Source organism: Paenarthrobacter nitroguajacolicus, assembly GCF_029952445.1.
Lineage (GTDB): Bacteria > Actinomycetota > Actinomycetes > Actinomycetales > Micrococcaceae > Arthrobacter > Arthrobacter nitroguajacolicus_B.
Genome location: NZ_JAQPPK010000020.1, coordinates 68,651 through 93,156, shown reverse-complemented (window position 1 = coordinate 93,156; position 24,506 = coordinate 68,651). Strand labels below are relative to the sequence as shown.

Genomic DNA, 24,506 nt, shown 5'->3' with positions numbered 1-24,506 from the left:
AGGACCGGGCACGGCGGAGCTCTGCGAGGCCGGGACCGGGCCCAACAGCCGGCCACGGAGCGAAGCGGAGAGGACGCCCATCAACTGGTTGAAGCGCAGCGCAAACCAGAGCGAGCCCCCGCGAGCCGGCCCCGTTGCTGGAACTGTCGGTCTGGGCCGGTAAGGTGGCTCTGTCCCGCCTGGTTACCCCCAATCCCAGGCGGGACACTTGTTTCAGAAGGAGAGGTAGGCAGTGGGATTACGGAACTTCCTGAACAGGCGCAGCCGGTCGACTGAAGTCCAAGCCTCGTCGGCGGTGGCGCCGGACGCGCCCGTAGAGCAGGAGCCACTGACGGCCGGGCAGCTGAGCACAGAGCAGCTGGAAGACCTCGATGCTGCGCGTGCGGAGTTGCTGCAGCTCGCCGCCGAGGTCGGGGTGAAGAGCCTCAACGCCTGCCCTCGGGATGGGAGTCGTTGGCAGGATGATCCTGCGACCATCAGGACCATCACCGCGGTCCTCAGGGAAGCTCATCTGGAGGAACAACGGTCCCTGGCGGATCCCGGACCGGCCCGGTGAGCGGGCCGCCACGTGACGGCCCGCCCCGGATCCGGTCTAGCTTCCGTCGTCCCTGGATACTTTCGAGTTGGCGCGGTACGCCATGATCGCCGCTCCAAGTGCTGTGAGCGAGAGAACGAAGTTCACGATGGTCAGCGGTTCCATGAGGGGTTTCCTTATCGTTGAGGTGGCCATATCCTGAGAAAGGAGACCGGTGGCCGCAACCAAGCGGTCACGACCACCGGATTGTGTGACTACTACCTCCTTGCGTTCCGCTTACGCTTCCGAGTTCCAGCTCGGGAGCGTTTGCTCTTTAAGCGCGCGTTCCGCGCGGAGAGTAAAGCAATGACTGCTGTCATCAGGCTCACGACCGAAGTCGCGAGCTTGATCGCGTCGTCGATGCTCATGTAGCCACCTCCTTCCTGCCCCGCCGTGCGAGGCCCCCCACGTCGCAGCCGGTCGAGGGTGGGCCGTCAACCCCGAAGAGCGGCCGGGGACTCCCGCGAAATAAGGGAGCGCAGCGACCGCGTGGGATTGCCCGGTTGCGTGGGTTGACGGGTGGGGACGGCTACGATCAGTGGCCTTGTACGGAGAACAACCCAGCCACATGTAAGGCAAAAGAAGCTTTTACAGGCCGAAGCGGAGCGAAGGTCCTTATTCTGTCGGTCCCCTGGCCCATGCTTGGATGAGTACTGTGACAACGAGAGGGATGGCTATGATTCCGATGCGAACGAGGATTCACCACCGCCTCGGTGGTCTTTTATGCCGTCTACGAGGTGACCACCGGCTTTCACTCGTTGTGTCTCATACGTTTGTTCCTGGGCAAGGTGAGCGTAGCGAGAGACGCCCCCTTTGCCGTGTGTGCTGGCAGATGCCGGGCGACTAATGCCAAATACTCAAAGGAGCAACACATGCTGGGTTTCAAAGTGAACGTCCAGAACGAGGACAAGAGCGCTGAGTTGGAGATCCAGGGTTTCCTGGATCCGGAGACGGCCGAGGGTTTCGCGAACGCAGTTCACGAAACCCTGCAGATGTGCGTGGAAGAGTACGACGAGATCACTGGTTTCGAAGTTGGCCGTCCTGGCCCCATGGAGTCCCGCGATGATGCCCCCGAAGCGGATATTGAATACTTCATCGATCAGATCACCATGTCTGTCATGAATCCCGAACCGGAGAATCTGGTCAAAGGCGAGTCCCCGGTGCGGTTCGCTGTTGAACACCCCGTGGAGTTGTAACCGGACGGCACCCCTATGGCCTGACCGGACGTAACTGCACGAACAGAACGGATCCCATGAGCGAGTCCATTCCGAGGGCACTGCAACCACCGGTTGCTGTTGCCCTGGCGAAACTCGTCAAGACGTTCCCCGGACCCGCTGCCCTCCCGGGCGGGATCTGGGCCGAACCTAAATGGGACGGGTACCTTCACTGGACTTCGTCAAGTCATTCCGGGCTGTGACGCCATGAGTGATCCTGTCCCTGGGGCATGCCATCGAAGGCCGTGAAGGGCATCCTTGCGACGTCTGCCTCGCCCGGTGTGACGCTTTTTGAGCCGAAGTTGGCTGGGTACCGGATCAAGATCTCCGAGCAGAAGGACGGTGGAGCCTATGGTCACGCCAGGGCAAGGCGCTGACGAGATATTCTGTTCGGCTTCAGCACGACCCGGGGTGACTTTTCCCATGTCAAATGGCAGTTAATTGTGCGCGACAGGTGTCGTCACTTATTGCCCAGCTAGTCCGTTAGTGAGGGCACTACTCGGCCGTCATCCAACCTCGAAGTCCTGTATTGCCAGGATGATCTCGGATCCCGAGTGTTTTGAGACGAAAAGGTTTCGAGACATTGAGCTGAAAGTTTCCTCCAGGCCTGGAATAGGATTTCAGGTGCCTGGCTTGGAGTCATGTCCGGGGCGCAGGGCGATCCACAGCGCGCATCGCCGGCAAATATAGGCGGGTTCATGGCCGAGCGCGTGAAGTTTGTGGCGCTTCATTTGCCGTCCGCAACAGGAGCACCGGTTCGGGCTGTCAGAGTCCACGGTTTCTCAGCGCTTCCAGTACCCGATCGACGGTCGGAACGCCGGCCATGCCGCTTGGCACGGGGTAGATCCGGCATGCGAGTTCAGTCTCTGGGGCAGTCATCGAATGCAGCAGTTCGATTTTCATAGCGCCTCACGTCATGTAACAGGAGATCCGGGTGGCTTGTCAGAGTCCGGCTTCTGATGGCTTATCTGGGGAGGCTGGCTTGGGGACAGTTGCCGGGCGTGGAAGTCGAAGTGGAGCGTCGGGTACGCGTAGACGTCGGTGAGTGTCATTGTCGGCATGAAGAAAGGATCCCACCGATCCGGGAATGGCATCGTTCTTGCCAGGGACTTGAAACTCTCGCGTTCGAGTCTGCGGGAAATTGCGCTTATGGTCTTGTCTAGTTTGCGGCGCATTCGCTGTTTGTTGTAGACGAGGGCAGCAGCGCGGGAGCCCCAGTAGTTCACGACATCGAAGGGCTGTGTCCCGGCATTCAGGACCGCTGCAAAGGCTTTGCCGGCTGGTTCGGGGAGCCTGCTGATGACATGGACCAGCGGAAGCAGGGCGCGGACGACCATGTAGCCGAAAACCATGTGGAAGAGCAGTTCCTCGTTGGTCCACCGGGTTCCGTTGCTGCGTCTCCGAAGATCCGCGTCCCCGGCGTTCTTCAGCCAGGCATCGAGGTCGTGGCTGGCACGGCTGTAGCCGGCCAGGATTTCCGTCTTTGTTCGTTCCATGCCGTGCTGCCTTCCGCTCCTGACGCCTGGATTTTGCTGATCTTAGATGTAGCGGCAGACCTCGTCAGCGGAGCACGTGTCCGGTTCCGGCTCAGCGGCCTGGGCGTGCAGTTGGGAGATGGTTTCCCTGAGGGCAAGGAGCTCGGCGATCTGGGCATCGAGTTCCCGCAGACGCTCGCCTAGGAGGTCCCGGACGTGCGAGCACGGCGGCTGGCCGTGCTCGCGGATCCTCAGGATCTGCCCGATCTGGGCGAGGGTGAGCCCGGCGGCCTGGCCGCGGTGGATGAACCCGACCCGTCCCACAGCATCGTCGGTGTAGTCCCGGTACCCGGAGGCCATGCGGTCCGCGGGCGGGAGCAGACCCGATTCCTCGTAGAACCGCAGGGTCTTGGTCGTGGTCCCGGTTGCTTCCGCAAGCTGTCCGATTCTCATGTGCGCTGATTCTTTCAGTGGCCGCCCGACTTGACCTTCCACTGTACTGGAAGGTTCATGATGGTGCCATAGGAACTTTCAAGTCACGGGGAAGGACGACAGGATGGGCAACGAGGGGTTCGATCTTGCGATCATTGGGTCCGGTGGAGCGGCGTTTGCGGCCGCGATCCGTGCCAGGGGGCTGGGCAAGCGGGTAGTGATGGTGGAGCGCGGGACCGTGGGCGGGACGTGCGTGAACACCGGGTGTGTGCCGTCGAAGGCGCTTCTGGCTGCCGCGGATGCCCGTCACGTGGCGTTGGACTCGGCCCGTTTCCCCGGCATCGTGGCCTCGACGGGCCCCGTGGACATGCCGGCCCTCATCGGGGGCAAGGCCGCGCTTGTTGAAAGCATGCGGACGGAGAAGTACATCGATCTGGCCGCGGACTATGGCTGGGCCATGGTCGAAGGGGACGCCGCGTTCACTGGAAGCCAGGAAGCTCCGCTGCTCCAGGTCACCTCACCGAGCGGTGCCGTGACAACGATCGAGGCCGGACACTACCTCGTGGCCACCGGCTCCGCCCCATGGGCACCGCCCGTTCCGGGACTGGCCGGGACCGGCTACCTGACCTCGACGACGGCGATGGAACTGGACGAGGTCCCGGAATCAATGCTCATCCTGGGCGGGGGCTATGTTGCCTTGGAGCAGGCGCAGCTCTTCTCCCGGCTCGGCACCCGGGTCACCATGCTGGTCCGCTCCCGGTTGACCTCGCAGGAGGAACCGGAAGTCTCCAAGGCGTTGGCCGGAGTCTTCGCGGACGAGGGGATCCGGGTGGTCCGTCGGGCCATTGTGGATTCCGTGACCATGGACGAGTCAACGGGCGAGGTTGTCGCCACCGCATCCGTGGCCGGAGGCCACGAAGTCTTCCGGGCCGCCCGGCTGCTCGTGGCCATGGGCCGCCGGCCCGTCACCGACGGCCTGAACCTTGGGGCCATCGGTGTAAAGACCGGCACGTCCGGCGAGATTGTGGTCGATGCGCGTTTGGCCAGTTCCAACCCGCGGGTCTGGGCCGCCGGGGACGTGACCGGACATAGGGAGTTCGTGTACGTCGCTGCGGCTCACGGCACATTGGCCGTGGAGAACGCCTTCACCGACGCCGTGGTTGAGGTCGACTACCGGTACTTGCCCCGGGTGACGTTCACCAGCCCGGCTGTGGGTGCCGTCGGAATGACTGAGAAGGACGCGGTCGCTGCCGGGATCCGCTGTGACTGCAGGGTCCTGCCCCTGCAAAATGTCCCAAGGGCGCTGGTCAACCGCGACACCCGCGGCTTCATCAAGGTCGTCGCCGACCGCGACACCGGCAGGATCCTGGGCCTCACCGCCGTAGCCAAGGACGCCGGGGAACTCGCTGCCGCCGGCGTCTACGTCCTCGAGGCGGGCATGACCACCGCCCAGGTCGCCGCCATGTGGAGCCCGTACCTGACCATGGCCGAGGGCATCAAACTCGCCTGCAAAGCCTTCACCGCCGACGTCTCCAGGCTCTCCTGCTGCGCCTGAAAGCGCGGCCCCGAACATCAAGAAAGCCAATCCCAGGACAACCACCGACCACCCGGCCCTCATCTACCTGCTGTCCCCTTGACGGTCCGGGATCGACCTGAATTCTTCATGCCGTTGCTGCGGCTCCTCGCCGAAGGCGAGCCGTCACGACCTCTTGCAAACTATACCCCCCGGGGGTATATTGTGAGTGTTGTCAGTGAGAGGCATGTCGCGGAGGGCCCAGGGCTCCTCTTTACAGCCGTTCAACCACAGCACCCATCGCATCTTCTGCAATGAATGGAACTGACATGCAAACACCATCACGCACCGAACTGCCCTTGACCTCTTCCTCGTCGGGCTGCGGTTGCTGCTCCGCTGAAACCCTCACTGCTCCTGCCGCCGAAACGGGCGTTGAATACAGCGTTGAAGGACTGACCTGCGGAGGCTGCGTGGCCAGCGTTCAGCGTTCGGTCTCCGCCGTGGACGGCGTAGAGTCCGCCACCGTTGACCTTGTTCCGGGCGGAGTTTCCCGCCTCACCATTACCGGATCCGCCGAACCGTCCGCGGTCAAGGATGCCGTTACCGCGGCTGGCTACAGCCTGACCAACAGCTAGTCCCAAAACCACGGCCCTGCGCGCCCCTATCATGGCTGCGCGGCCGTCACTGGAGGAGCACACCATGACAGAGCACTCCCATCACCCCGCCGGGCACCATGCCCCTGTCGGCGAAGCCGAACCGGACTTCACCGAACGCCACGCCACCAGCGCGGCACAACATCAACACCACGGCCATCAGGGACACGACGGGGCCGACGATCATGCGGTGCACAGCCACGGACAGCATGCCGGGCACAGCACGGCAATGTTCAAGGACAGGTTCTGGCTGACGCTGGCGTTGTCGGTCCCGGTCGTGTATTTCAGCCCGATGTTCGGGCACCTGCTGGGGTACGTGCCCTTGGAGTTCCCGGGCTCGTCCTGGATCCCACCGGTCCTGGGTACGGTGATCTTCCTCTACGGAGGACAGCCGTTCCTCAAGGGCGGGATCAATGAATTGAAGACCCGGCAGCCCGGGATGATGCTGCTGATTTCCATGGCCATCACTGTCGCGTTCGTCGCGTCCTGGGCCACCACCCTGCGGATCGGGAACTTTGACTTGGACTTCTGGTGGGAACTGGCATTGCTGGTTGCCATCATGCTGCTTGGCCACTGGATCGAAATGAGAGCACTCGGGTCCGCACAAGGCGCCTTGGACGCCCTCGCGGCCCTCCTTCCGGACGAAGCCGAACGGGTCACCGATGCCGGCGTGGAAACCGTCCCGGTGTCCGAACTGAGACAAGGGGACGTCGTCCTGGTCCGGTCCGGGGCCCGGATGCCCGCCGACGGCACCATCGTTGACGGCCGCGCCGAGTTCGATGAATCAATGATCACCGGTGAATCCAAAACAGTGCTGCGCGCTGAAGGTGACCCGGTCGTGGCCGGGACCGTGGCCACCGACAACACAGTCCGGGTCACCGTGACAGCCGTCGGTGATGACACGGCGCTGGCCGGCATCCAACGGCTCGTAGCCGAAGCCCAGGCTTCCTCGTCCAAAGCCCAGGCCCTCGCGGACCGGGCAGCAGCGTTCCTGTTCTACTTCGCAACCCTCGCCGGGGTGATCACGTTCATTGCGTGGATCCTGCTGGGAAGCCTGCCCGAAGCGGTGACACGGACCGTGACTGTGCTGGTGATCGCCTGCCCGCACGCGCTCGGCCTGGCCATTCCACTGGTGATCGCCATCTCCACGGAACAGGCCGCCAAGGCCGGGGTGCTGATCAAAAACCGGATCGCCCTGGAGCGGATGCGCACCATCGACGTCGTCCTGTTCGACAAGACCGGCACCCTGACCAAGGGTGAACCTGAAGTAAGGGACATGGCAACTGTCGACGGCGGTGCCGCCGATGAACTCCTGGCCCTGGCAGCGGCCGTCGAATCTGACAGCGAACACCCCGTGGCGCGGGCCATCGTCCGGGCTGCCCAGAGCAAAAACCTGGACCTCCCGCCCGCTGCGGGCTTCTCTTCCATGACCGGCCGGGGCGTGCGCGCCACGGTCGACGGGCGCACCGTCCAGGTCGGTGGCCCGGCGCTCTTGCGCGAACTGGGGCTGAGCGAGCCGGAATCCCTGGCCGCTTCGACCCGGGAGTGGATGGGCCGGGGAGCTGCCGTGCTGCACGTCATCGACGGGGACCGCATATTGGGTGCGGTCAGTCTTGAGGACGCGATCCGTCCCGAGTCCCGGCAGGCCGTGGCAGCGCTGCAAAGCAGGGGCATCAAGGTAGCCATGATCACCGGCGACGCGCAGCAAGTCGCGACGGCAGTGGGCGCGGAACTGAACATTGATGAGGTTTTCGCGGAGGTTCTTCCGGCCGACAAGGACAAGAAGGTAGCCCAGCTGCAGGCCCGGGGCCTGAAAGTGGCCATGGTCGGGGACGGGGTCAACGACTCCCCGGCACTTGCCCGTGCCGAGGTGGGCATCGCGATCGGCGCCGGCACGGACGTGGCCATGGAGTCGGCCGGGGTCATCCTGGCCGGCAACGACCCCCGGGCAGTGCTGTCCATGGTGGATCTGTCCAGGGCGAGCTACACCAAAATGTGGCAGAACCTTGTCTGGGCCACCGGGTACAACGTGATCGCCGTCCCGCTGGCCGCTGGCGTCCTGGCTTTCGCCGGGATCATCCTGTCCCCGGCGGCCGGGGCGGTGCTGATGTCCGTTTCCACGATTGTGGTCGCCCTCAACGCCCAACTACTCCGCCGGGTGAAACTGAACCCCTCGCAGGTTCGTTGACCACTTAGTGCCACCGGCACCGACGCACCCGTCCCCCGCGGACCCCGGCGTTGGTGCCGGTAGCCTTGAAAGAACCAGTACGCAGGGAGGGAGACCAGCATGGCCGCACAACGCACCATCACCGGATCCGCCCTCCTCACGGCGACACTGCTGGCCGCGGTCCTGGCCATCATCACCGGAATCCTGGGCATGCACGTCATGACCGGGACTCACTCAGCGCACTCGAGCGCCACGATTCCCGCAGACCTGCCGGCCCTGGCCTCGTCGGCTCCTGTCACTTCCGCGCACGCCGGACACCAGTCCACATCATCCGGGCCCGGTTCCCTGCAGGAGTTGCCTGTCGCCAACGGCGCAGCCTCCCCGGCTCAATGCTCATGCTCAGGGAACTGCTCCAGCGAGCATTCCATGAGCGCGGCCTGCATCCCCTCCGCGGCAGCCGGTATCCTTGCAGCGCCGGTACCCGCCGAAACGTCCTACAGGTCGGCCCCGTCCCAGGCCTCCACCACCTTGGTCTGGAACCAGTGGCCCTACCGTCCCAGCAGTCCTTCACCGGGTGAGCTTTCCATCAGCAGAACATAGACGCTCGGAGTCCCCGGCCTGAAACCGGGGACATTCCTTGCGACCCGGAAGTGAACCTGTTCTTCCGGCGCATCTTTGATGGCTTCCCCCCTTTTTTATGGACGCCTTTGCGTCCCCGAAAACAACTTTGAAGGACCTGATAGTGATGAACACGAAGAAGTTTTTACCTCTCGCAGCTACTGCCGTCGCCGCGGTGATCGCCCTCGCGGGCTGCGGTTCCTCCGGCAGTTCCGGCTCCCCAGCGACCTCCATGCCTGGTATGGACCACGGCAGCAGCTCGACCAGCCCCTCAACCTCGGCCTCGGCCGGGACTCATAACTCCGCTGACGTGATGTTTGCCCAGATGATGATTCCGCACCACACCCAGGCTGTGGAGATGAGCGACATGATCCTTAAGAAGCAGGATATCCCCGCCGAGGTCACCGCCCTGGCTACCCGGATCAAGGACGCGCAGGGACCGGAGATCGAGAAGATGTCCGGCTGGTTGCAGAGTTGGGGTGAATCGACGCAGGTGCCCACCGGGCACAGCATGGACGGAATGATGGGCGCCGAGGACATGACCAAGCTGGAAGCTGCCCAAGGTGTGGAAGCTGCGAAGCTGTTCCTGACCCAGATGATCGCTCACCACGAGGGCGCCGTGACCATGGCCAAGACCGAGACCACGGACGGCAAAGACCCCGCAGCTGTCCAGCTGAGCAAGGACATCGTCAGTGCCCAGGAAGCCGAGATCAAGGAAATGCAGACACTGCTGGCCAGCCTCTAGCCTCTCCTTGACGGGGCCGGCCCTGCACCAATCACGCGGGGCCGGCCCTCCCTTCCGCGTTTCCTTTCACTCCTTGGAGCTCTCTCATGCATTCCTTCATTCCTGCGGCGTGGCGACGCAGCGTCCTGCTGTCCGGCGCAGCGCTGATCCTTGCCCTGACAGCCTGCACTCCGACCAGCCCACCCACGACCACGGCGCCCACGATCGAACCCAGCGACAAGGCCCTGCCCAGCAGCCACGTCCACGGCTTGACCGTGGACCCCGACACCAGCCAAGTACTCCTGGCCACCCACGATGGGCTCTTCGACGTGACCAAAGAACCCGCCACCAAAATCGGTGGCACCAATGACCTGATGGGCTTCACTGCCGGGAAAAACGGCGTCTTTTACGCCTCCGGGCACCCCGGCCCCGGTTCGGACCTGCCCAATCCACTCGGGCTCCTCAAGTCCTCCGACGGAGGACAGAGCTGGGAGAAACTCTCACGGCAAGGCCAGTCCGACTTCCACGCCTTGACCGCCACCAAAACCGGGATCGTCGCGTACGACGGTGAACTACGCCAAAGCGCAGACGGTCAAACCTGGAACACCGTGGCCGCCGGGTTCGCACCGGCAGTCCTGGCCGGCCACCCGGACAGCGACACGGTACTGGGCACCACCACCGAGGGAATCCAGCGCTCCACCGACGGCGGAGCCACCTGGTCGCTCGACAAGGCCGGGCCGGTGATCCAATACGCCGCCTTCGCCAACCCCGACGAAGCCGCCGGGGTCGCCCCTGACGGGACCACATACTACTCGGCAGACGGCGGGGCGAGCTGGACAAAGCAAGGCCGAGTCGATGGTGAGGTGATGGCCATAGCAGCACTCAAGGGCGCAGATGGGAAACCCTGGATCTGGGCCGCCACTTCCGACGGGATCGTTGTGTCCACGGACGGCGGCACAATTTTCCGCCCCATGGACGCCGCCTGACCCGATGACCACCTGCAACCAGGCCGAGGAATGGCATCTGGCGGGCTGCATGGACCAGGTCTAGGGTGGGCGTGATGGCCGGGCCCACCGGCCCTCACGCCCATCCCGAACAGGAGCTGGCAATGACCCACCACATCAGCGCGATGATCAATTCCCACCCAGGAGCCGCGGGCGGCATGGACAAGGAGAAACTTGCCGAATGTATCGCGGCCTGCTTTGAATGCGCCCAAGTGTGCAGTTCCTGCGCCGACGCCTGTCTTGGTGAAGACATGGGCGCCGAACTGACCACCTGTATCCGCACCGACCTGGACTGTGCCGATATCTGTGGGGCCACAGGCACTATCCTCAGCCGCCAAACCGACACCAACACAGACATTGTCCGGGCGATGCTCGAAGCCTGCCGGGCTGCCTGCGCTGTTTGCGCCGAAGAATGCGAGCAGCACGCCGACATGCACGAACACTGCAAAATCTGTGCGGAGGCCTGCCGGCGCTGCGAGACCGCCTGCGCGAACCTGCTTTCCACTCTCGCCTGAATCACATGGCGGGCTGCTGAACCTCGGGCCGTAGTCCGGTCATGGTGATCCCGACGAGCCGCTGCACGGCAGCAGGGGCCATCCCCGCTGCCGCCCCCAAGGCGTGCAGGCAGTAAACCGCCAACGCCTCAGGGGCAATATCAGTCCGGACCGAGCGACAGGTGATTAGTCGCAGCCGTGGTTATTTGGCGGTGTCCTCGAGGAGCTGGCGGAATTGTTCCTCTGTGTTCAGGGTCAGTTTTTCGCCGTTGAGGAAGAAAGTCGGTGTTCCGGTGACACCGAGTGCGGTGCCGTCGGTGGCGTCCTTGCGGATCCGTTCGCGTGTTGCTTCGTCGGCGACGGCGGCGTCGTATTTGGCCATGTCGAGGCCCAGTTCCTCGGCGTAGCTGCGGAACACGGCGGCCTGGGAGTCGGTCTTTTCGCCCCACTGCGGCTGGGTTTCGAACATTTTGGCAGCCATTTGCTCGTATTTGCCCTGCTGGGCTGCGGCTTCGACGGCGAGGGCGGACGTGCCGGAGTTCCGGTGCCCCGGCAACGGGAAGTAGCGCTGAACGAAGGTGATCCTGTCGCCGTATTCCTTTTTCAGGTCCTCCACGAGCGGGTAGGCGGCGCGACAGGCTTCGCATTCGAAGTCCAGGAACTCCACCAGCTGGGCCTTCTCGGCTGCCGGTGTGGTGATGCGGTGGCTGTCCTCCCGGACCAGCTGAGGACCGCCTTCGGGCTGGGCGATGCTGGGTGCCGGTTTGGTGGCGGTGAGCACTGCGAACCAGATCACTCCGGCGGCAACCACGGCCCCTATCAGAATCCAGATGATGAGCCGGACCTTTTTGGCGGTGTCGACGGCGGGCGGTTGGGGTTTGGGTGGTGCCTGTGTCATCAGTGGTGAGTGCTTTCCTGGTCGCGGCGGGCGGCGGGTTCTGTTCGGAAGGTTGAGTGTTCGACGCTGAGGCCGAAGCGTTAGTGCCGGTCAGCTGTGCCCTGGCCGGTCAGATCCAGAGGTTTATCAGGCGTTGCAGGGAGCCTGATCCGAGGAGGATGGTCAGGCCCAGCCCGATGAAGACCGCGGGGACGAGCCAGTGTTCAACTTTTTCCAGGGTTTCGACGACTTTGTGGTGGGTGCCGATGATTTTGCCCAGAGCGCACCAGAGCGCGACCAAGGCTAGGAAGACGATGACGGTGATGGCGGTGTCGGACGGGGCCATGGTTCGGAACACGGGCGTGTAGATGGCGATGTTGTCCGCGCCGTTGGCGATGGTGATGCCGGCGATTCCGACCAGGCCAAGCCCTTCGGTGAGTCTGTTCTCGTCATCATCGTCGTCTTTTTTCAGGCCGCGGATGAGGCCCAGGATGCCCAGGGCCAAGGGGAGGATTCCGAGGAGTCCGACCCATTCGTCGGGGACGATAGTCAGACCCAGGGCGGCCAGGAGGCTCAGCCCCACGAGGGTGATGAATCCTGCGTACTGCCCTCCGACGATATGCCAAGGCCGCGGCGTGCCCTTGCTTGAGGCCAGGAAAAGCGCTGTCAGCACCACGATGTCATCGATGTTCGTTGCGGCGAACATGCCAGCCGCTGCCAGGATGGTCGCGAACATGGGAGTCCCTTCCGGGTATCAGGTGAGCGTTGGAACTGTTCTTGTGCCGCTTACGCCTTTCGCTGTTTTTTGGGCCCGAGCAAGGTGCCCAAAATGTACAGGGCTACGCCGACGGTGACGAAAACGTCGGCGAGGTTGAAGGTGGGGAACCAGCCGCTGTGCAGGTAGTCCACGACGCCGCGCCCATCCAGCCGGTCTACGAGGTTTCCTACCCCGCCGCCCACCACCATGGCAGCACCGGCCCGTGAAAGGGCTGACATGGTGGGGGCTGTGGAGACCGCGTACCAGGTCATGGCCAGGATGATCGCCGCGGTCGCTGCGATCACCATCCATGGGGCCAGGTCAGCGCCGAGGCTGAACGCGACCCCGGTGTTGTAGAGCAGCTTCAGGTTCATCAGACCCAGCTCGATCGTGGCGCCGTTGGAAAGCGTGGCTTCGGCCAGGGCCTTGATGACCAGGTCAGCGACGGCGAGCACAGCTGCCGTGATGAGCAAGGTGATCTTGATCCGCCGGGCTTTCCCGGCAACCGGTGTCGTGCCGGCGGGACTTGCCGGGGACGGGACGCTCACGCTGCCGGCTCCAGAGCCGGGGTGGTTTTGGCGGACGGGAGGGTGGTTTTGCGGCTGATCCGGCCGGCGCGGACGCCATTGCCGATCACGACGATTTCAGCGAGTTCGTGGATCAGGACAACCGCCGCTAGTCCGAGGAGCCCGAACAGTGCCAGCGGGATCAGGATGGCGATCAGCAGCAGGGACAGGCCTACGTTCTGGAGCATGATCGAACGGGTCCTGCGGGCGTGGTCCAGGACCTGGGGCAGGTGGTTCAGATCCTCACCCATCAGGGCGATGTCAGCGGTTTCAATTGCGACGTCGGTGCCCATCGCTCCCATTGCTATGCCGGTGTCAGCGGTCGCCAGGGCAGGGGCGTCGTTGACGCCGTCGCCGACCATGGCGGTGGGCTGGCGGGACTTCAGGGTCCGGATGATTTCGGCTTTGTCTTCGGGGCGGAGGTCGGCGTGGACTTCGGTGATGCCGGCGTCCTTGCCCAAGGCGTTGGCGGTGATGGTGTTATCCCCGGTGAGCATGGCCGTGGTGTACCCGGAGGCGCTGAGACGGGCAATGACGTCCCGGGCTTCGGGACGCAGCTCGTCACGCACTGCGACGGCACCGATGACCTCGCCGGCGGATTCGATCAGGACAGCGGTGGCACCTGCCGTTTGCATCCGCTCGACTTCCCCGGCAAGGGAACCGGGGTTGATCCAGCCAGGGCGGCCCAACCGGACGGTTTTACCCTCGAAAAGGCCTTCCAGGCCGGCTCCGGGGACGGTGTCCACGTCGGTGACCTCGGCCCGGGCAGGTGATGCGGCGAGGATGGCGCGGGCGAGGGGGTGTTCGCTGCGGGCTTCCAGTCCGGCTGCGAGGGCGAGGACTTCTTCGCGGGTCGCGGTTCCGGTTGCGGCGACGTCGATGACTTCGGGCTTGTTCCGGGTCAGGGTGCCGGTCTTGTCCAGGGCGATGGTGCGGATTTTGCCGAGGGTTTCCAGCGCTCCGCCGCCCTTGATGAGCACGCCGATGCGGCTGGCTGCACCAACGGAGGCCACGACGGTGACGGGTACGGAGATCGCCAAGGCGCACGGTGATGCGGCGACCAGGACGACCAGGGCGCGTTCGAACCACAGCAGCGGTTCTCCGACGATGAAGCCGAAGGCGATGATCAGGGCCGCGGCGATGAGGATGCCGGGGACGAGCTTTTTGGCGATGTTGTCCGCCAGCCGCTGGCCGGGTCCCTTGCGGGACTGTTCGGCTTCGACGATGTGCACGATGCGGGCCAGGGAGTTGTTCTCGGCGGTGCTGGTGACTTCGACTTCCAGTGGCCCGGTTCCGTTGATGGACCCGGCATAGACATCGCTGCCGGGACCGGCCTCCACGGGGACGGATTCACCGGTAAGGGCCGAGGTGTCCAGGGAGGTGCGGCCGGTGATGATTCGGCCATCGGTGGCCAATCGCTCACCCGGGCGGACAATCATCCGCTCCCCGGGGACGAGTTCGGCTGGGTCCACGGTGACCTCAGTGCCGCCGCGCAGGACCCGCGCTTCAGCCGGTACCAGGTCCAGCAGGGCCCGCAGACCGCGCCGGGTTTTGGCCAGAGAGTATTCCTCCAGGCCTTCGGAGATGGAGTAGAGGAAGGCGAGCATGGCTGCTTCCTCGTACTCGCCCAACGCGACGGCACCGGCGGCGGCGATCGTCATCAGGGTGCCGACGCCGATCTTGCCCTTAAGCAGGCGCCGGAGGGTGGAGGGAACAAAGGTCCAGGCAGCGACCAGCAGAGCCCCGATTTCCAGGACCAGGCGCAGCCACTCCGGCCCCCCCGTCAGGGACAGGATCCATCCGGTCAGGAGCAGCACACCAGCGACCGCAGCGGCCCTGATCTCGTTGATTTGCCAGAATCCGACCGCTTCCTCAGCCTCTTCGGCCGCGGTTTCGGGCTTGTCGTCGCTGCAGCCGCAGGCGTCGCTCATCAGGCGTTCTCCTTCGTCGTCTTTGTCAGCTCTGCGCCGGCACTTCCGGCGCCGTAGTTCGGGCACAAGCTGACAGCATTACCGGTCGCGGCAAGCAGAATTTCAGCTTGGGCAAGGACATCCATCAGTTCCGGGCGTGTGAGCGAGTAATACACGCTGCGGCCCTGGGCGCGGCCCTCCACCAAGCCGCAATCACGCAAGCAAGCAACATGAGCGGAGACCGTGGACTGAGCCAAACCCAGCTCAGCAGCAAGCTCCCCCACCCTCACTTCTCCCTGCGCCATGCGCTTCACCAGGCCCAATCGCGTGGGATCGCTGAGGGAATGAAACAAAGCGGCCGCGGGATCCAAGGGACCGCAAGCGTCCCCGGAACCACCCAATTGAATCGTCATATGACGATGATAGCGCAAGAATTGGATGTTATCGGCATATACCCTACGGTTTTGAGCGCCCAGCAGGACCCTTCGCCCCTGCCTTCACTCTCTGTGGCGCGGGGAAATTGTCGTTCTGACAAAGCCACGTCTTTTCCCAGGAATTGAGGGAACAGCGTAGAGCATTGGCGGGCATTTCGCTTGGTGCAGCCAGGGGCGTTGCCCCCGCCGACCACCTGCCCCCGTGGGCCGTGCCGCCTACCCTCGTCGTTGACAAAGACGGCAACGGCAAAGTCGCCGCCCGCGTCCTGGACTGCTGGCGACTCCCAACGCTCTATTAGCTGCGGATACTTTCCCGACTGTCTAGGGCACCCCCAGACGCCGTCCTCCAGCGTCAGTGAGAAAGATTCACGACACAACGCGACAAGGCCAGGGCCTATCGATCAGACATTTTTACCGTAGCCTCATCCCTTCGGCGGCGGAGGTGAACAAGGCTTTCTTCCAGAGCGCTCACTTCGCCGAGCCAATGGTGCTCGCGGGCTTCGCTGAGGCGCTGCTCTGCATTTTCGGTCATGGTTTCCAAGCGACCGGTTTGAGCGGGGTCTACCTGAAGAAAGCGACACTTCACGCAGGCGTGTTCGTGCACGCATGGGGTGGCGTAGGGGCGGTGGCAGGTGCCCAACGCGACCCTCCGCAGCAGGAAGTGCTGTTCGAATTCCTTCCATTCCTCCGATGAAGCCGGGCGAAGTTCGTAGTCGGGCCGAGTCTGGCGGCGGCGCTCGATAAAGGCGTGGTGGGCTTGGATCACGTGCTCCGGGAAGACCGCGGTGTATCCTCTGGTTGTTTCCAGGTTCAGGTGTCCCAGAAGCGTTGAGACGATATGGAGCGGCAGGCCCGTGCCAACGAGCTCGGTAGCGAAGAGCCGTCGGAAGTCGTGCGGAGTGAAATTGACGAGGGTGCCCCCATCCATAAGGCCTGCGTGTGCTGCGATGGTATTCAGTACACGGCTGATGTAGGTGTGGGAGAGAACGTTCTGCGTGGGTCCGACGAGCCGGGCGAACAAGTGTGGAAGCGGGTTGCTGAAGCTCTTTTCATTCGGGTCGTATCGGACTGACAGCGGCACTGTCTGGCCCGTTCCTCTGGCCCGGCGCTGTACGTCCACGAGCACTTTGACCAGCTCCGGTGACATCGGGACGAGACGTTCCTGGTCGGTTTTCGATGGAACGATGTGCAGCAACGGGACGATCGTGCTGGTGGTCGGTGCGACATAGTGCCGCAGAGAGAGCTGGGTCAGTTCTTGAAGTTCCTCAAGGCGTATGCCGGTTTCCTTGAGGGTCGACGCGACCGCCCATCCCCAAAATCCGTCTGCTTCGACAGCAGTGACGTCAGTCTTTTTGCCAACGGGCGTGGGCGGGATGCAGCCTTCATCAGCAGCGATCACCTCAGCCCAGACCCGGGCCCTGATGCTCGATGATTTGAGTATCGGCGGGTCGTGCCGGCGATACGTTATGCCTTCGACGGCGTAGATCTCGCCGTGGCGTGCGGACAATGTCGCGGCCAGTAGGGCTGTGCCTCGTTCACGGAGAGCGGCAGCCGATCTCATGAATCCCGGCAGCAGCGGGGTGAGGGAGCGGGTCCGTTGTTGCATTCTGGCTTGGACATGTTTGCGCTGCTTGGAGACGCTTCTGGACTCGGTGCGCGGAAACGGTATGGGTGCGACCCAGACTGCCCACCGTTCAGGTTGATCATGAGACCACTCGGCAATGTCCCTGTAGAGAGCCCTGATGGCGAAGTAGGTTGATGCGGTATCACTCCGGGGTCGTCCCGCAAGGGTGCGGTGAATCCGTTCACGCCATTGCGCGGCCACTTCCGGGGCAAGCCGGAGGTCCGCCTGTTCAGGATTGATATCGATGACTTCGGCCCAAAACAATCGAACAAGCCGGTAAGCAATTCCCTCAAGTGACCCGTAGTCCATGTTTGGTTTGAGTTCTTCAAGGTAGTCGATGAGCAGGTCACGGACGCCCGATTCCGGGATCCGGTATCGCTCAACCAAGGTCTTGACAGTGTGGCGGCGTGAGGAGACGCTGGCGTGCCAGGCTGCACGCAGTGTCGGCGGTTCCTCCGCAAGCGGGCCTAATGCGACGAGCAGTTCCCACGCCAGGTGTTCCTTGGCGTGGCGGGTGGACCGGGCGATGTGTGAGTATGCGAGCACGTCCTCTCCAGTCAATTGGGAAAGCCGCTTTCCTGTTCGGACCAAGATCCTGGTGATGGCATTTTCTGCGTTTCGTCGGATCAGCTCGTGGGCCCGTTGGTATTCCGGCAGCGCGCGTAACCGTGCTGTCTCGGCTGGTTCGGAAACTTCGAGGAAGGACAACGAGCCACGGCTTTGGCTTCGGATCCAGTTCTTGGCGGAAAACATCCACTCGTAGGAAGGACGAATGAGTCGCGCCCGGACCAGAGCGCTGATGCCGGAGCTGAGGTATGCCTGTCCGACTGACAGCCGCTCACTGAGTTCCTTCAACCCTTCACGTGGGGCTTGATCCAGTCCGGAGGCCAGCCAGCGCTCCTCCCAAGTACTGCCGGGAAACTCGTTCAGCCATCGAAGGGCATGGCCTACGGCCGCAACCCGTTTCGTCAAGCTCGCTGGGGACAAGCCGTAGGTGAGAGTGGATTTCCTCGCCCAGTCGATGGCTTCCTCTACCCCAAGACTCTGAAGGCCGAGAAGCTGTTCGTCCTGGCCGGCCGGGGCAGGAACACCGCCGTCGAAAGCTTGCCGCGGCCATGCCCTGTTAACAGTGGTGAGGGCGCTATCAGCCGGAAGCCGGAGTTCCCTTCCCCGCCGATAGGTCTCGGCCGCTGCAATTCCTGCTGGCGACCGGGGATCCGTTGTGGTCTCAGTACTGATCATTCGCCCAGTCCCAGTAGCTCGCGGACAGCAGCACCGTCATATTCCGGTTCAATGGTTGGCGCTGGTGGCCGTGGTCTGGCGTAATGCTCCAGGACTTTCTGCAGCACATCTTCCATCCTCGGCTGCGTATAGACAGTTGTCGTAGTGACCTGGGCATGACGGAGGACTGTTTGGACATCCACCAGCGTGAACGCGGGGTCTCCAATCATTCGTTCAGCAGCAGTGTGCCGCAGATCGTGCAGAGTCCAGTTCGAACCAAGAGACTTCTGCGCCCTACTGAACATCCGCCGCGCCGCACCATACGTCAGTGGCCTCCGGTTCCTCGGGGCAAGGGTCCACCACACAGGATCTCCTGGTGAAGCGGGCTGCCCTTCCCGCATGTACAGGGCCAACCAAACGAAAGCATCAGCGCTGGCTGGGACGAGGTCACGATTCCTGGTGCCTTTGCTCGTCACAACAAACGTGTGCTCCCCGAAGTCATAGTCTCCGTGCCGGAGGCTAAGTAGTTCCTCCGCGCGGACACCACTGCTAAGCCAGAAGGAAAGCAAGGCTCTATCGCGGTGGTGCTTCAACTCCGTGAAGATGGCAGATACGGCGTCGTCGGGAATGCCACGCCATGCCGGACGCGGCACGCGCTGCCGATAGGTCCCCCGGCGAGAGACCCGGAACGGTTGCATTGGGTTGTGGTGGGCGTTGAGTCGCGATCCGGCGTCTCTCTGCCGGGGAACGGGATTCACCAGCGGCCCCATATCCATCTCCAGAGCGAAATCGTAGAAGCTCGACAGTACGGTCAGTTGATGGTTGATGGAGTTCGCCGAAAATGCCGTGCCCTGGCCCCGCTTACCCGTAACCGCATTCAGAGGAGCCGGCTTATCCAGGCCCCGGCGGAGGGCATTCGCTGTCGGGGCAGCCTGCATATACTCAACCAACGCCCGAACATCCAGTCGTTCGGCCTTCTCCCATGGCGTAAACCTTTGGTGAAGAAATCGAAACCACCGCAGAAGGTCGTAGGCGTAGCTGCGCAGAGTGGCGGGAGAGCAATCAGAAGCTGACAAGTCCCTTAGAAATGAAGTCGCCGCGGGATGCTCCGTTTCCGGAAACACCACCCTGCAGGGTAGACCTTGCTTCGATTCCACGACCCGCCCCAGCTGCTCCATACGCTAAGCCTCCCCTTCAACGATGACCAACAAACCAACTCAAAGTGCAGTTAACATGCCGGGCCCTCGTTTTAAGTGACTCTGACGGGGTAACCCTGTGGAGCCGACAGGGCAAAGAACTCTCCCGCTTCTTTCCCGATCTCTGCGCAGCGGTTCGGGTCCAGGTGCCGCCCGGCGTGGTCCTGGACGGCGAAGCGGTCATCTGGAACGGGGACCGACTGGACTTCGAGGCGCTGCAGCGCCGCATGGTCAGCTCCAGTGCGACCCTGCCGGCTCTGGTCCACGAGCTGCCAGCCTCCTTCGCGGCCTTTGACGTGCTGGCCGTTGCCGGGCAGGACATCCGGGGTGTTCCGTTCACGGGCCGACGGCAGCTGCTCGAGGAACTGGCCCGGGACTGGACAGCGCCTTTGAACCTCTCCCCCACCACCACGGACATGGAACTGGCGAAGACCTGGTTGAAGGACTTGCCCGCCACGGGCGTGGAAGGGCTGGTCTTTAAAGGAGGGGCGCAGCCATATGATGGCTCGCGCTCCTGGTTGAAGCTGAAAACAAGGAACACTTTCGACGCGGTCTGCGCCGCTGTCATCGGCCCGATCGCGCAACCGCAGGCCATCATCGCCGGCTTGCCGGTCGATGGGCAGCTGCGGATCGTTGGTCGGTCTACGGTTCTCTCGACGCGGGTAGGGCGTGAGCTGGGCCGCCAGCTTTATCCGGCCCTACCCGGGCATCCGTGGCCGGAAGAAGTCAGCGAAACCTCGCTGAACAGATTCAGCAAAGACAAAGGACCCGTTCACCTGACACTGGTGGAACCGATCGTGGTCGAGATATCGGCCGACGTCGCCTGGACCGGCAAATCCTTCAGACACGGCGTCAGTTACGTTCGGTCGAGGCCGGAGCTTGACCCTGCCGACGTCGAACTCCCACCGCACCTCCAAGACCGCTAACGCTTCCTCGTCGCGGTGGACGGGTTGTGCACACTGGCGGGCAGGTGGAGCCCTCCGCACAGCTCAAAGCTGTCCCCATTGTGTGCAATCCGACCGCGCCGCCCATTGGCGGCTTATAGTGTCGCTGCCCTGCAGTACTGTTAATCGAACATAGTTTCGAATAAAAGGTGTGTTGTGGGCGTGATAATTGGCCCCCGTGTGATAAACGCGGGGCTGTCGTTGAGGACGGTGCTGGCGGCACCGGTAGCGGTGGCCGCCGGCTATCCCTCACCCGCCCAGGATTACTTTGACGGCCGGATCGACCTCAACGAGCACCTGGTCAAAGACGTGACCAGCACCTTCATCGTCCGGGTCACCGGGCAGTCCATGGAGGGCGCCGGCATTAGCGACGGTGACGAACTGGTGGTGAACCAGGCACTGGAACCGAAAGACGGTTCCGTGGTCGTCGCCGTCCTGGACGGGGAACTGACGATCAAGCGGCTGCGGATCACACCCACTGGCGTGGTCCTGCAGGCCGACAATCCACGCTTCCCCGATATCGAGGTTCCGGCCTTGTCGGAACTGACAATCTGGGGCGTGGCCACGAGGTGCCTGCACCATGTGTAAGCGCTATTGCATTAACCGGGCGATCGGCGGCCGCGATGTCTAAGCCCGCGGTGATGCGCCGGATGCAGGAGATCGCGCACGTGGACGTGAACTGCTTTTACGCCTCCGCCGAGCGCGCCTTTAATCCTTCCCTAGAGGGCAAGCCGGTCATCGTGCTGTCCAACAATGACGGCTGCGCGGTCACCCGCTCCCCCGAAGCGAAGCGGCTGGGCATCGCCATGGGAGAACCGTGGTTCAAACTCAGGCCCCGCGCGAAGGAATGGGGGCTGGTTGCCCTGTCGAGCAACTACGAACTCTACGGAGACATCTCCGCCAGGGTCATGGAGCTGCTGGGCCGCTACTCGGCCTGGGTGGAGGTGTACTCCATTGATGAGGCCTTCCTAGGCGTCAAAGGCGAACCCGACGAGCTGCTGGCCCTGGGCCGGACGATGAAGGCCGCGTGCCGGCGGAACGTCGGCGTGCCGGTCTGCGTCGGCATCGCCCCCACGAAGACCCTTGCCAAGCTCTGTAACAAGTGGGCGAAGAACAACCCCGCCTTTGGCGGTGTGTGCCGGTGGGAATCAGTGCCCGCCCAGCAGCGCGAAGCACTGATGGCCAAACTGTCAGTGATCGAAATCTGGGGCGTGGCCACCAGGTTGACCAAGCGCCTGAACGCGATGGGGATCTTCTCGATCCTGGACCTGACCCGAGCGAACCCGGTAGCGATCCGGGACAAGTTCTCCATCGTCATGATGCGCACCGTCCTGGAATTGCAGGGAACCCCGTGTATCCCGATGGAAGAGGAACGCATCGGGAGGGATCAGCTGATCTTCTCCCGGTCCTTCTCCACACCCATCACCACGGTCGCGGGGTTGCGGCAGGTCATGAGCGTGTACGCGCAAATGGCCTCCGCCCGTCTGGCCAAACATGACCTTCAAGCGAAAGTGGTGACGGCGTTCGCGGCGACGTCGCACTTTAACCCGAACGAAAAGTCCTTCCCCTCGGTCTGCCTGGCGCTGCCGATGCCCACCGCGGATCCGGTGCTGCTGACCAAAGCAGCCCACGCCCTGCTCCCTCAGGTTCACGAGGGCGTGAAGTATGTCAGGGCCGGGATCATGGTCACCGACCTGCGCCCGTCAGGGAACCAGAAACCCTTGGAATTGTTCGAGAACCCGCACGAAGAACGCGGTATCGGCATCCTGCTCGAAGACGTGGCCAAACGATACGGCCGCGGCTCCATCGGGCTGGGCCATGCCGGGATCAAGGGCGGGCCGGACTGGTCCATGAAACGCGACATGCTCTCCCCCAGGTACACCACCCACTGGGACGAACTTCCCCTCGTTAAAGCCGCCTGACCGGCGCTGGAACAGAAAGGAGTCCACCATGACTCTTGCCCCCGAACACCCCACCACCGGACACGGGATCGATGTCCGCTTCACTCCGGACGGGACGCCCATGGCGATCCGTTACGACGGCAGGATCTGGATGGTCGATCCCGACGTCCACACCGCGCACTGGTTCACCCGGGACTCCTGGTGGGAACACCGGACCCGGGCAGCGGTCGGCAGCGGCGATCTGGTCAGCGTCGAACACTGGCAAGTCCAAGCCACCCAGCCGTCCGCCAACACTGGGCTGCACACCTTCACCCTGCGCCGGGACCCGCTGGGCACCGTGTGGCAGCTCGAGTCCATCAGCTAGTGCCGACGGACCTGTACCGCTCCCCCGTCCCTGCGCAATTGTGGGAGCGGATCCGCAACGAGTTCCATTTGCCTTCCCTGGAGCAGGTCCAGGAAAGGCTCTCGGCCGTTCATGAGGATCCTGAACCGATGATCCGGCGGCTCTCCCGGGTATTTATCGGTGAGGGGACGTATTGCCCCGGGTACCAGTTCCGCCCGGACATGACCCTCAACCCTGTGGTCGTTGCACTCTTCGAACGGGCCATGGACTTGCGGATTCCGCACAACTATCTGGCGCTGTGGATGATGGTCCCCTCCCCCACGGTGCAGGGACGGCGCCCCGTGGACCTGAGACATGCCAAGGATCCTGCACCGCTTCTCGCGGCATTGGGGCACGTCCTTGCCGACGTTGCGGCCTAGGATATTGGGGTGAAAGTGATCCTGACTGTAGAGGCCGGCAACGGCGAACTCAGTTATGTTGACGCCGACGGTGGGACGTACGAAGCTGCCAAAGCGGCGGCTGAAGCACTGATCCCGGAAGGCTCTAAAGCCATTGCCATCCGCACGGACTAGCAAGCGCCCCAAGAGCCGGGACAAGCGAACCCCGGAAGAGACAGCCCGGTTAATAGCCGGGTTCTACGAGGACAACGGGTATCTGCCCACCCGGCACACACCACCCGCAGGGGAGCACAAGCGTCTGGCACTCGCCCTTCAGAGATTCCGTAGGCTCCACAAGGTAGGGGATCTGCCCGAGGACGCTGCCCGGATCCTGGATGAGGCGCATCCGGGCTGGACCGCCCGGGCCGATCATTCCACGGAACGATGGCAACGGATTGCAGATGACTTCATTGCCTGGGTCCAGCAGCATGGCAGATTCCCGCAACCCTCCGCCGACGACCCTGCAGAACGCTTCCTCAGTAGATGGCTGAACCGACAACGCCACGACGCCCGCCGGGAACGCTTCCCTGCCCGCATTGAGGAACTGGACTCACGGCTCCCCGAATGGCGCGAGACCTTCTCGGACCACGAGAGACAGCCATACGTCGAATCGGCCCAGCAAATCGCCGCCTACGTACAGAAAACCGGGAGCCTCCCTGCCCCTGACGGCCAGAGCGGAACCGAGGCAGAACGCCTGGCAGGGTTGCTCATTGTTCTGCGGAACCAGAACAGGCGCGGCCTGCTGGCCAAGGACGCCATCAAAGCCCTCGATGCCGCCTTCCCGGAATGGATGGACGGCATCACGCTCAACGCCGAACGTCACTGGCACAACAGGGCTACCGAATTCATCGAATGGGTCAAAGTGAACGGCAGGCACCCGCACAGGAGCGCCGGAGACCCCGCTGAACGGGCACTAGCAGGATGGGTCACGCGACAGAGGGTCCACGCGAAAAAGGGCGAATACCCGGCACGCATCAAACAGCTGAACAAGCGCATGCCCGGATGGAACCGAACACCCTAACAACCCTCGTCACAGCCAGCCAAAAGGCCGGCACGTAGACTTCCCCAAGTCTTAGTGCGCGTTTACCGGCATTCGTGACGCGAAAACTGAAAGTACTTTTCTGGTGCCGCCCGTTCCGCGATCCTCCGGCATCCGCTGTGTATCGTGGCGAAGGTAATTGCTTTTGATCGAAGGGACACGTTGTGGCACAGGGTGACATCGAGACCTATTACGAAAACGGCACATGGAAGAACAAGCGCGAGGGTACTGATCGGGCTTTCACCACCGGCGGGACCAAAGAAGAGGCCACAGCGCAGGGACGCGACGCTGCCCGGAAAGACAAAGTGGAGCACGTCATCAAGAACCAAGACGGCACCATCTCGGAGAAAAACAGCTACGGCAATGATCCGAGGAACGTCCCCGGCTAG

27 protein-coding genes are annotated in these 24,506 nt (G+C 63.2%); 18 read left to right on the top strand and 9 right to left on the bottom strand.

From position 1 onward, the window contains the following. Window positions 1–232: 232 nt before the first annotated feature. Complete coding sequence (locus PJL15_RS15495; RefSeq protein ID WP_281452032.1) at window positions 233–556, top strand: hypothetical protein; 324 nt, start codon at window positions 233–235, stop codon at window positions 554–556. An 890-nt stretch (window positions 557–1,446) separates the two neighbouring features. Beyond that, on the top strand, window positions 1,447–1,770 hold the full coding sequence (locus tag PJL15_RS15490; RefSeq protein WP_281452031.1) for a hypothetical protein: 324 nt from the start codon (window positions 1,447–1,449) through the stop codon (window positions 1,768–1,770). A 932-nt stretch (window positions 1,771–2,702) separates the two neighbouring features. On the opposite strand, the gene PJL15_RS15485 is transcribed toward PJL15_RS15490, so the two are convergent. Together PJL15_RS15485 and PJL15_RS15480 are read right to left on the bottom strand one after the other, a co-directional pair. Then, entirely contained in the window at window positions 2,703–3,284 is a 582-nt protein-coding gene (locus PJL15_RS15485) for a DinB family protein (RefSeq protein WP_281452030.1), read from the bottom strand. Window positions 3,285–3,326: 42 nt separating this feature from the next. Continuing rightward, entirely contained in the window at window positions 3,327–3,716 is a 390-nt protein-coding gene (locus PJL15_RS15480; RefSeq protein ID WP_281452029.1) for a heavy metal-responsive transcriptional regulator, read from the bottom strand. Between the two features lie 103 nt (window positions 3,717–3,819). On the opposite strand from PJL15_RS15480, the gene merA reads away from it, so the two are divergent. The 7 genes from merA to PJL15_RS15445 all read left to right on the top strand — a co-directional run bounded on the left by merA (window position 3,820) and on the right by PJL15_RS15445 (window position 10,889). Then, window positions 3,820–5,250 (top strand): mercury(II) reductase, encoded by a 1,431-nt coding sequence (merA, locus tag PJL15_RS15475; RefSeq protein ID WP_281452028.1) that lies wholly within the window; start codon window positions 3,820–3,822, stop codon window positions 5,248–5,250. A 287-nt stretch (window positions 5,251–5,537) separates the two neighbouring features. Further along, complete coding sequence (locus tag PJL15_RS15470; RefSeq protein ID WP_043471866.1) at window positions 5,538–5,843, top strand: heavy-metal-associated domain-containing protein; 306 nt, start codon at window positions 5,538–5,540, stop codon at window positions 5,841–5,843. Window positions 5,844–5,907: 64 nt separating this feature from the next. Further along, entirely contained in the window at window positions 5,908–8,049 is a 2,142-nt protein-coding gene (locus PJL15_RS15465) for a copper-translocating P-type ATPase (protein ID WP_281452027.1), read from the top strand. A gap of 99 nt (window positions 8,050–8,148) precedes the next feature. Continuing rightward, the gene (locus tag PJL15_RS15460; protein WP_281445070.1) at window positions 8,149–8,628 is read left to right on the top strand and encodes a hypothetical protein; all 480 of its coding nucleotides are present in this window, start codon (window positions 8,149–8,151) and stop codon (window positions 8,626–8,628) included. 145 nt (window positions 8,629–8,773) lie between these two features. Next, complete coding sequence (locus PJL15_RS15455) at window positions 8,774–9,391, top strand: DUF305 domain-containing protein (RefSeq protein WP_281452026.1); 618 nt, start codon at window positions 8,774–8,776, stop codon at window positions 9,389–9,391. An 86-nt stretch (window positions 9,392–9,477) separates the two neighbouring features. Next, complete coding sequence (locus PJL15_RS15450; protein ID WP_281452025.1) at window positions 9,478–10,356, top strand: F510_1955 family glycosylhydrolase; 879 nt, start codon at window positions 9,478–9,480, stop codon at window positions 10,354–10,356. Between the two features lie 122 nt (window positions 10,357–10,478). Further along, complete coding sequence (locus tag PJL15_RS15445; protein ID WP_281445072.1) at window positions 10,479–10,889, top strand: four-helix bundle copper-binding protein; 411 nt, start codon at window positions 10,479–10,481, stop codon at window positions 10,887–10,889. Between the two features lie 181 nt (window positions 10,890–11,070). Here PJL15_RS15445 and PJL15_RS15440 read toward each other — a convergent pair whose 3' ends face one another. The 5 genes from PJL15_RS15440 to PJL15_RS15420 form a co-directional block, all read right to left on the bottom strand. Then, window positions 11,071–11,766 carry a DsbA family protein gene (locus PJL15_RS15440; protein ID WP_281445073.1) on the bottom strand — a complete coding sequence of 232 codons (696 nt, stop codon included), beginning with the start codon at window positions 11,764–11,766 and terminating at the stop codon, window positions 11,071–11,073. Window positions 11,767–11,875: 109 nt separating this feature from the next. After that, window positions 11,876–12,481: a cadmium resistance transporter gene (locus PJL15_RS15435; protein WP_281445074.1), complete on the bottom strand. Its 606-nt coding sequence runs from the start codon at window positions 12,479–12,481 to the stop codon at window positions 11,876–11,878. Between the two features lie 50 nt (window positions 12,482–12,531). Next, window positions 12,532–13,050 carry a signal peptidase II gene (gene lspA, locus PJL15_RS15430; protein ID WP_281452024.1) on the bottom strand — a complete coding sequence of 173 codons (519 nt, stop codon included), beginning with the start codon at window positions 13,048–13,050 and terminating at the stop codon, window positions 12,532–12,534. Further along, on the bottom strand, window positions 13,047–14,999 hold the full coding sequence (locus PJL15_RS15425) for a heavy metal translocating P-type ATPase (protein ID WP_281452023.1): 1,953 nt from the start codon (window positions 14,997–14,999) through the stop codon (window positions 13,047–13,049). Before PJL15_RS15425 ends, lspA begins: the two co-directional genes overlap by 4 nt. Then, window positions 14,999–15,391 (bottom strand): ArsR/SmtB family transcription factor, encoded by a 393-nt coding sequence (locus PJL15_RS15420; protein ID WP_281444435.1) that lies wholly within the window; start codon window positions 15,389–15,391, stop codon window positions 14,999–15,001. Before PJL15_RS15420 ends, PJL15_RS15425 begins: the two co-directional genes overlap by 1 nt. A 164-nt stretch (window positions 15,392–15,555) precedes the next feature. On the opposite strand from PJL15_RS15420, the gene PJL15_RS15415 reads away from it, so the two are divergent. Beyond that, window positions 15,556–15,711, top strand: a complete 156-nt coding sequence (locus PJL15_RS15415; protein WP_281452022.1) for a hypothetical protein — start codon at window positions 15,556–15,558, stop codon at window positions 15,709–15,711. A gap of 95 nt (window positions 15,712–15,806) precedes the next feature. On the opposite strand, the gene PJL15_RS15410 is transcribed toward PJL15_RS15415, so the two are convergent. Further along, entirely contained in the window at window positions 15,807–18,278 is a 2,472-nt protein-coding gene (locus tag PJL15_RS15410) for a tyrosine-type recombinase/integrase (protein ID WP_281444436.1), read from the bottom strand. Beyond that, window positions 18,275–19,435 carry a tyrosine-type recombinase/integrase gene (locus PJL15_RS15405; protein ID WP_281444437.1) on the bottom strand — a complete coding sequence of 387 codons (1,161 nt, stop codon included), beginning with the start codon at window positions 19,433–19,435 and terminating at the stop codon, window positions 18,275–18,277. Before PJL15_RS15405 ends, PJL15_RS15410 begins: the two co-directional genes overlap by 4 nt. A gap of 44 nt (window positions 19,436–19,479) precedes the next feature. Between PJL15_RS15405 and PJL15_RS15400 the strand changes: the two genes are divergently transcribed. The 8 genes from PJL15_RS15400 to PJL15_RS15365 all read left to right on the top strand — a co-directional run bounded on the left by PJL15_RS15400 (window position 19,480) and on the right by PJL15_RS15365 (window position 24,506). Next, a complete protein-coding gene (locus PJL15_RS15400; RefSeq protein WP_281452021.1) occupies window positions 19,480–20,379 on the top strand; it encodes an ATP-dependent DNA ligase in 900 nt (299 codons plus the stop codon). Window positions 20,380–20,553: 174 nt separating this feature from the next. Continuing rightward, window positions 20,554–20,985 carry a LexA family protein gene (locus tag PJL15_RS15395; protein ID WP_281452020.1) on the top strand — a complete coding sequence of 144 codons (432 nt, stop codon included), beginning with the start codon at window positions 20,554–20,556 and terminating at the stop codon, window positions 20,983–20,985. 35 nt (window positions 20,986–21,020) lie between these two features. Beyond that, the gene (locus PJL15_RS15390; RefSeq protein ID WP_281452019.1) at window positions 21,021–22,319 is read left to right on the top strand and encodes a Y-family DNA polymerase; all 1,299 of its coding nucleotides are present in this window, start codon (window positions 21,021–21,023) and stop codon (window positions 22,317–22,319) included. A 28-nt stretch (window positions 22,320–22,347) separates the two neighbouring features. Continuing rightward, complete coding sequence (locus PJL15_RS15385) at window positions 22,348–22,662, top strand: hypothetical protein (protein WP_281452018.1); 315 nt, start codon at window positions 22,348–22,350, stop codon at window positions 22,660–22,662. Next, complete coding sequence (locus PJL15_RS15380) at window positions 22,662–23,060, top strand: hypothetical protein (RefSeq protein ID WP_281452017.1); 399 nt, start codon at window positions 22,662–22,664, stop codon at window positions 23,058–23,060. Before PJL15_RS15385 ends, PJL15_RS15380 begins: the two co-directional genes overlap by 1 nt. A 9-nt stretch (window positions 23,061–23,069) precedes the next feature. Beyond that, window positions 23,070–23,213 (top strand): hypothetical protein, encoded by a 144-nt coding sequence (locus PJL15_RS15375; RefSeq protein ID WP_281452016.1) that lies wholly within the window; start codon window positions 23,070–23,072, stop codon window positions 23,211–23,213. Next, entirely contained in the window at window positions 23,194–24,099 is a 906-nt protein-coding gene (locus tag PJL15_RS15370) for a helicase associated domain-containing protein (protein WP_281452015.1), read from the top strand. The genes PJL15_RS15375 and PJL15_RS15370 overlap by 20 nt, the downstream gene beginning before the upstream one ends. Before the next feature lie 182 nt (window positions 24,100–24,281). Continuing rightward, complete coding sequence (locus PJL15_RS15365; RefSeq protein WP_281452014.1) at window positions 24,282–24,506, top strand: DUF2188 domain-containing protein; 225 nt, start codon at window positions 24,282–24,284, stop codon at window positions 24,504–24,506.

What these genes read in the sequence shown, in the direction of transcription:
- PJL15_RS15490 (WP_281452031.1), top strand. Translation starts at nt 1,447, where the DNA reads ATGCTGGGTTTCAAAGTGAACGTCCAGAACGAGGACAAGAGCGCTGAG.
- PJL15_RS15485 (WP_281452030.1), bottom strand. Translation starts at nt 3,284, where the DNA reads ATGGAACGAACAAAGACGGAAATCCTGGCCGGCTACAGCCGTGCCAGC.
- PJL15_RS15480 (WP_281452029.1), bottom strand. Translation starts at nt 3,716, where the DNA reads ATGAGAATCGGACAGCTTGCGGAAGCAACCGGGACCACGACCAAGACC.
- merA (WP_281452028.1), top strand. Translation starts at nt 3,820, where the DNA reads ATGGGCAACGAGGGGTTCGATCTTGCGATCATTGGGTCCGGTGGAGCG.
- PJL15_RS15470 (WP_043471866.1), top strand. Translation starts at nt 5,538, where the DNA reads ATGCAAACACCATCACGCACCGAACTGCCCTTGACCTCTTCCTCGTCG.
- PJL15_RS15465 (WP_281452027.1), top strand. Translation starts at nt 5,908, where the DNA reads ATGACAGAGCACTCCCATCACCCCGCCGGGCACCATGCCCCTGTCGGC.
- PJL15_RS15460 (WP_281445070.1), top strand. Translation starts at nt 8,149, where the DNA reads ATGGCCGCACAACGCACCATCACCGGATCCGCCCTCCTCACGGCGACA.
- PJL15_RS15455 (WP_281452026.1), top strand. Translation starts at nt 8,774, where the DNA reads ATGAACACGAAGAAGTTTTTACCTCTCGCAGCTACTGCCGTCGCCGCG.
- PJL15_RS15450 (WP_281452025.1), top strand. Translation starts at nt 9,478, where the DNA reads ATGCATTCCTTCATTCCTGCGGCGTGGCGACGCAGCGTCCTGCTGTCC.
- PJL15_RS15445 (WP_281445072.1), top strand. Translation starts at nt 10,479, where the DNA reads ATGACCCACCACATCAGCGCGATGATCAATTCCCACCCAGGAGCCGCG.
- PJL15_RS15440 (WP_281445073.1), bottom strand. Translation starts at nt 11,766, where the DNA reads ATGACACAGGCACCACCCAAACCCCAACCGCCCGCCGTCGACACCGCC.
- PJL15_RS15435 (WP_281445074.1), bottom strand. Translation starts at nt 12,481, where the DNA reads ATGTTCGCGACCATCCTGGCAGCGGCTGGCATGTTCGCCGCAACGAAC.
- PJL15_RS15425 (WP_281452023.1), bottom strand. Translation starts at nt 14,999, where the DNA reads ATGAGCGACGCCTGCGGCTGCAGCGACGACAAGCCCGAAACCGCGGCC.
- PJL15_RS15420 (WP_281444435.1), bottom strand. Translation starts at nt 15,391, where the DNA reads ATGACGATTCAATTGGGTGGTTCCGGGGACGCTTGCGGTCCCTTGGAT.
- PJL15_RS15410 (WP_281444436.1), bottom strand. Translation starts at nt 18,278, where the DNA reads ATGATCAGTACTGAGACCACAACGGATCCCCGGTCGCCAGCAGGAATT.
- PJL15_RS15405 (WP_281444437.1), bottom strand. Translation starts at nt 19,435, where the DNA reads ATGGAGCAGCTGGGGCGGGTCGTGGAATCGAAGCAAGGTCTACCCTGC.
- PJL15_RS15390 (WP_281452019.1), top strand. Translation starts at nt 21,021, where the DNA reads ATGTCTAAGCCCGCGGTGATGCGCCGGATGCAGGAGATCGCGCACGTG.
- PJL15_RS15385 (WP_281452018.1), top strand. Translation starts at nt 22,348, where the DNA reads ATGACTCTTGCCCCCGAACACCCCACCACCGGACACGGGATCGATGTC.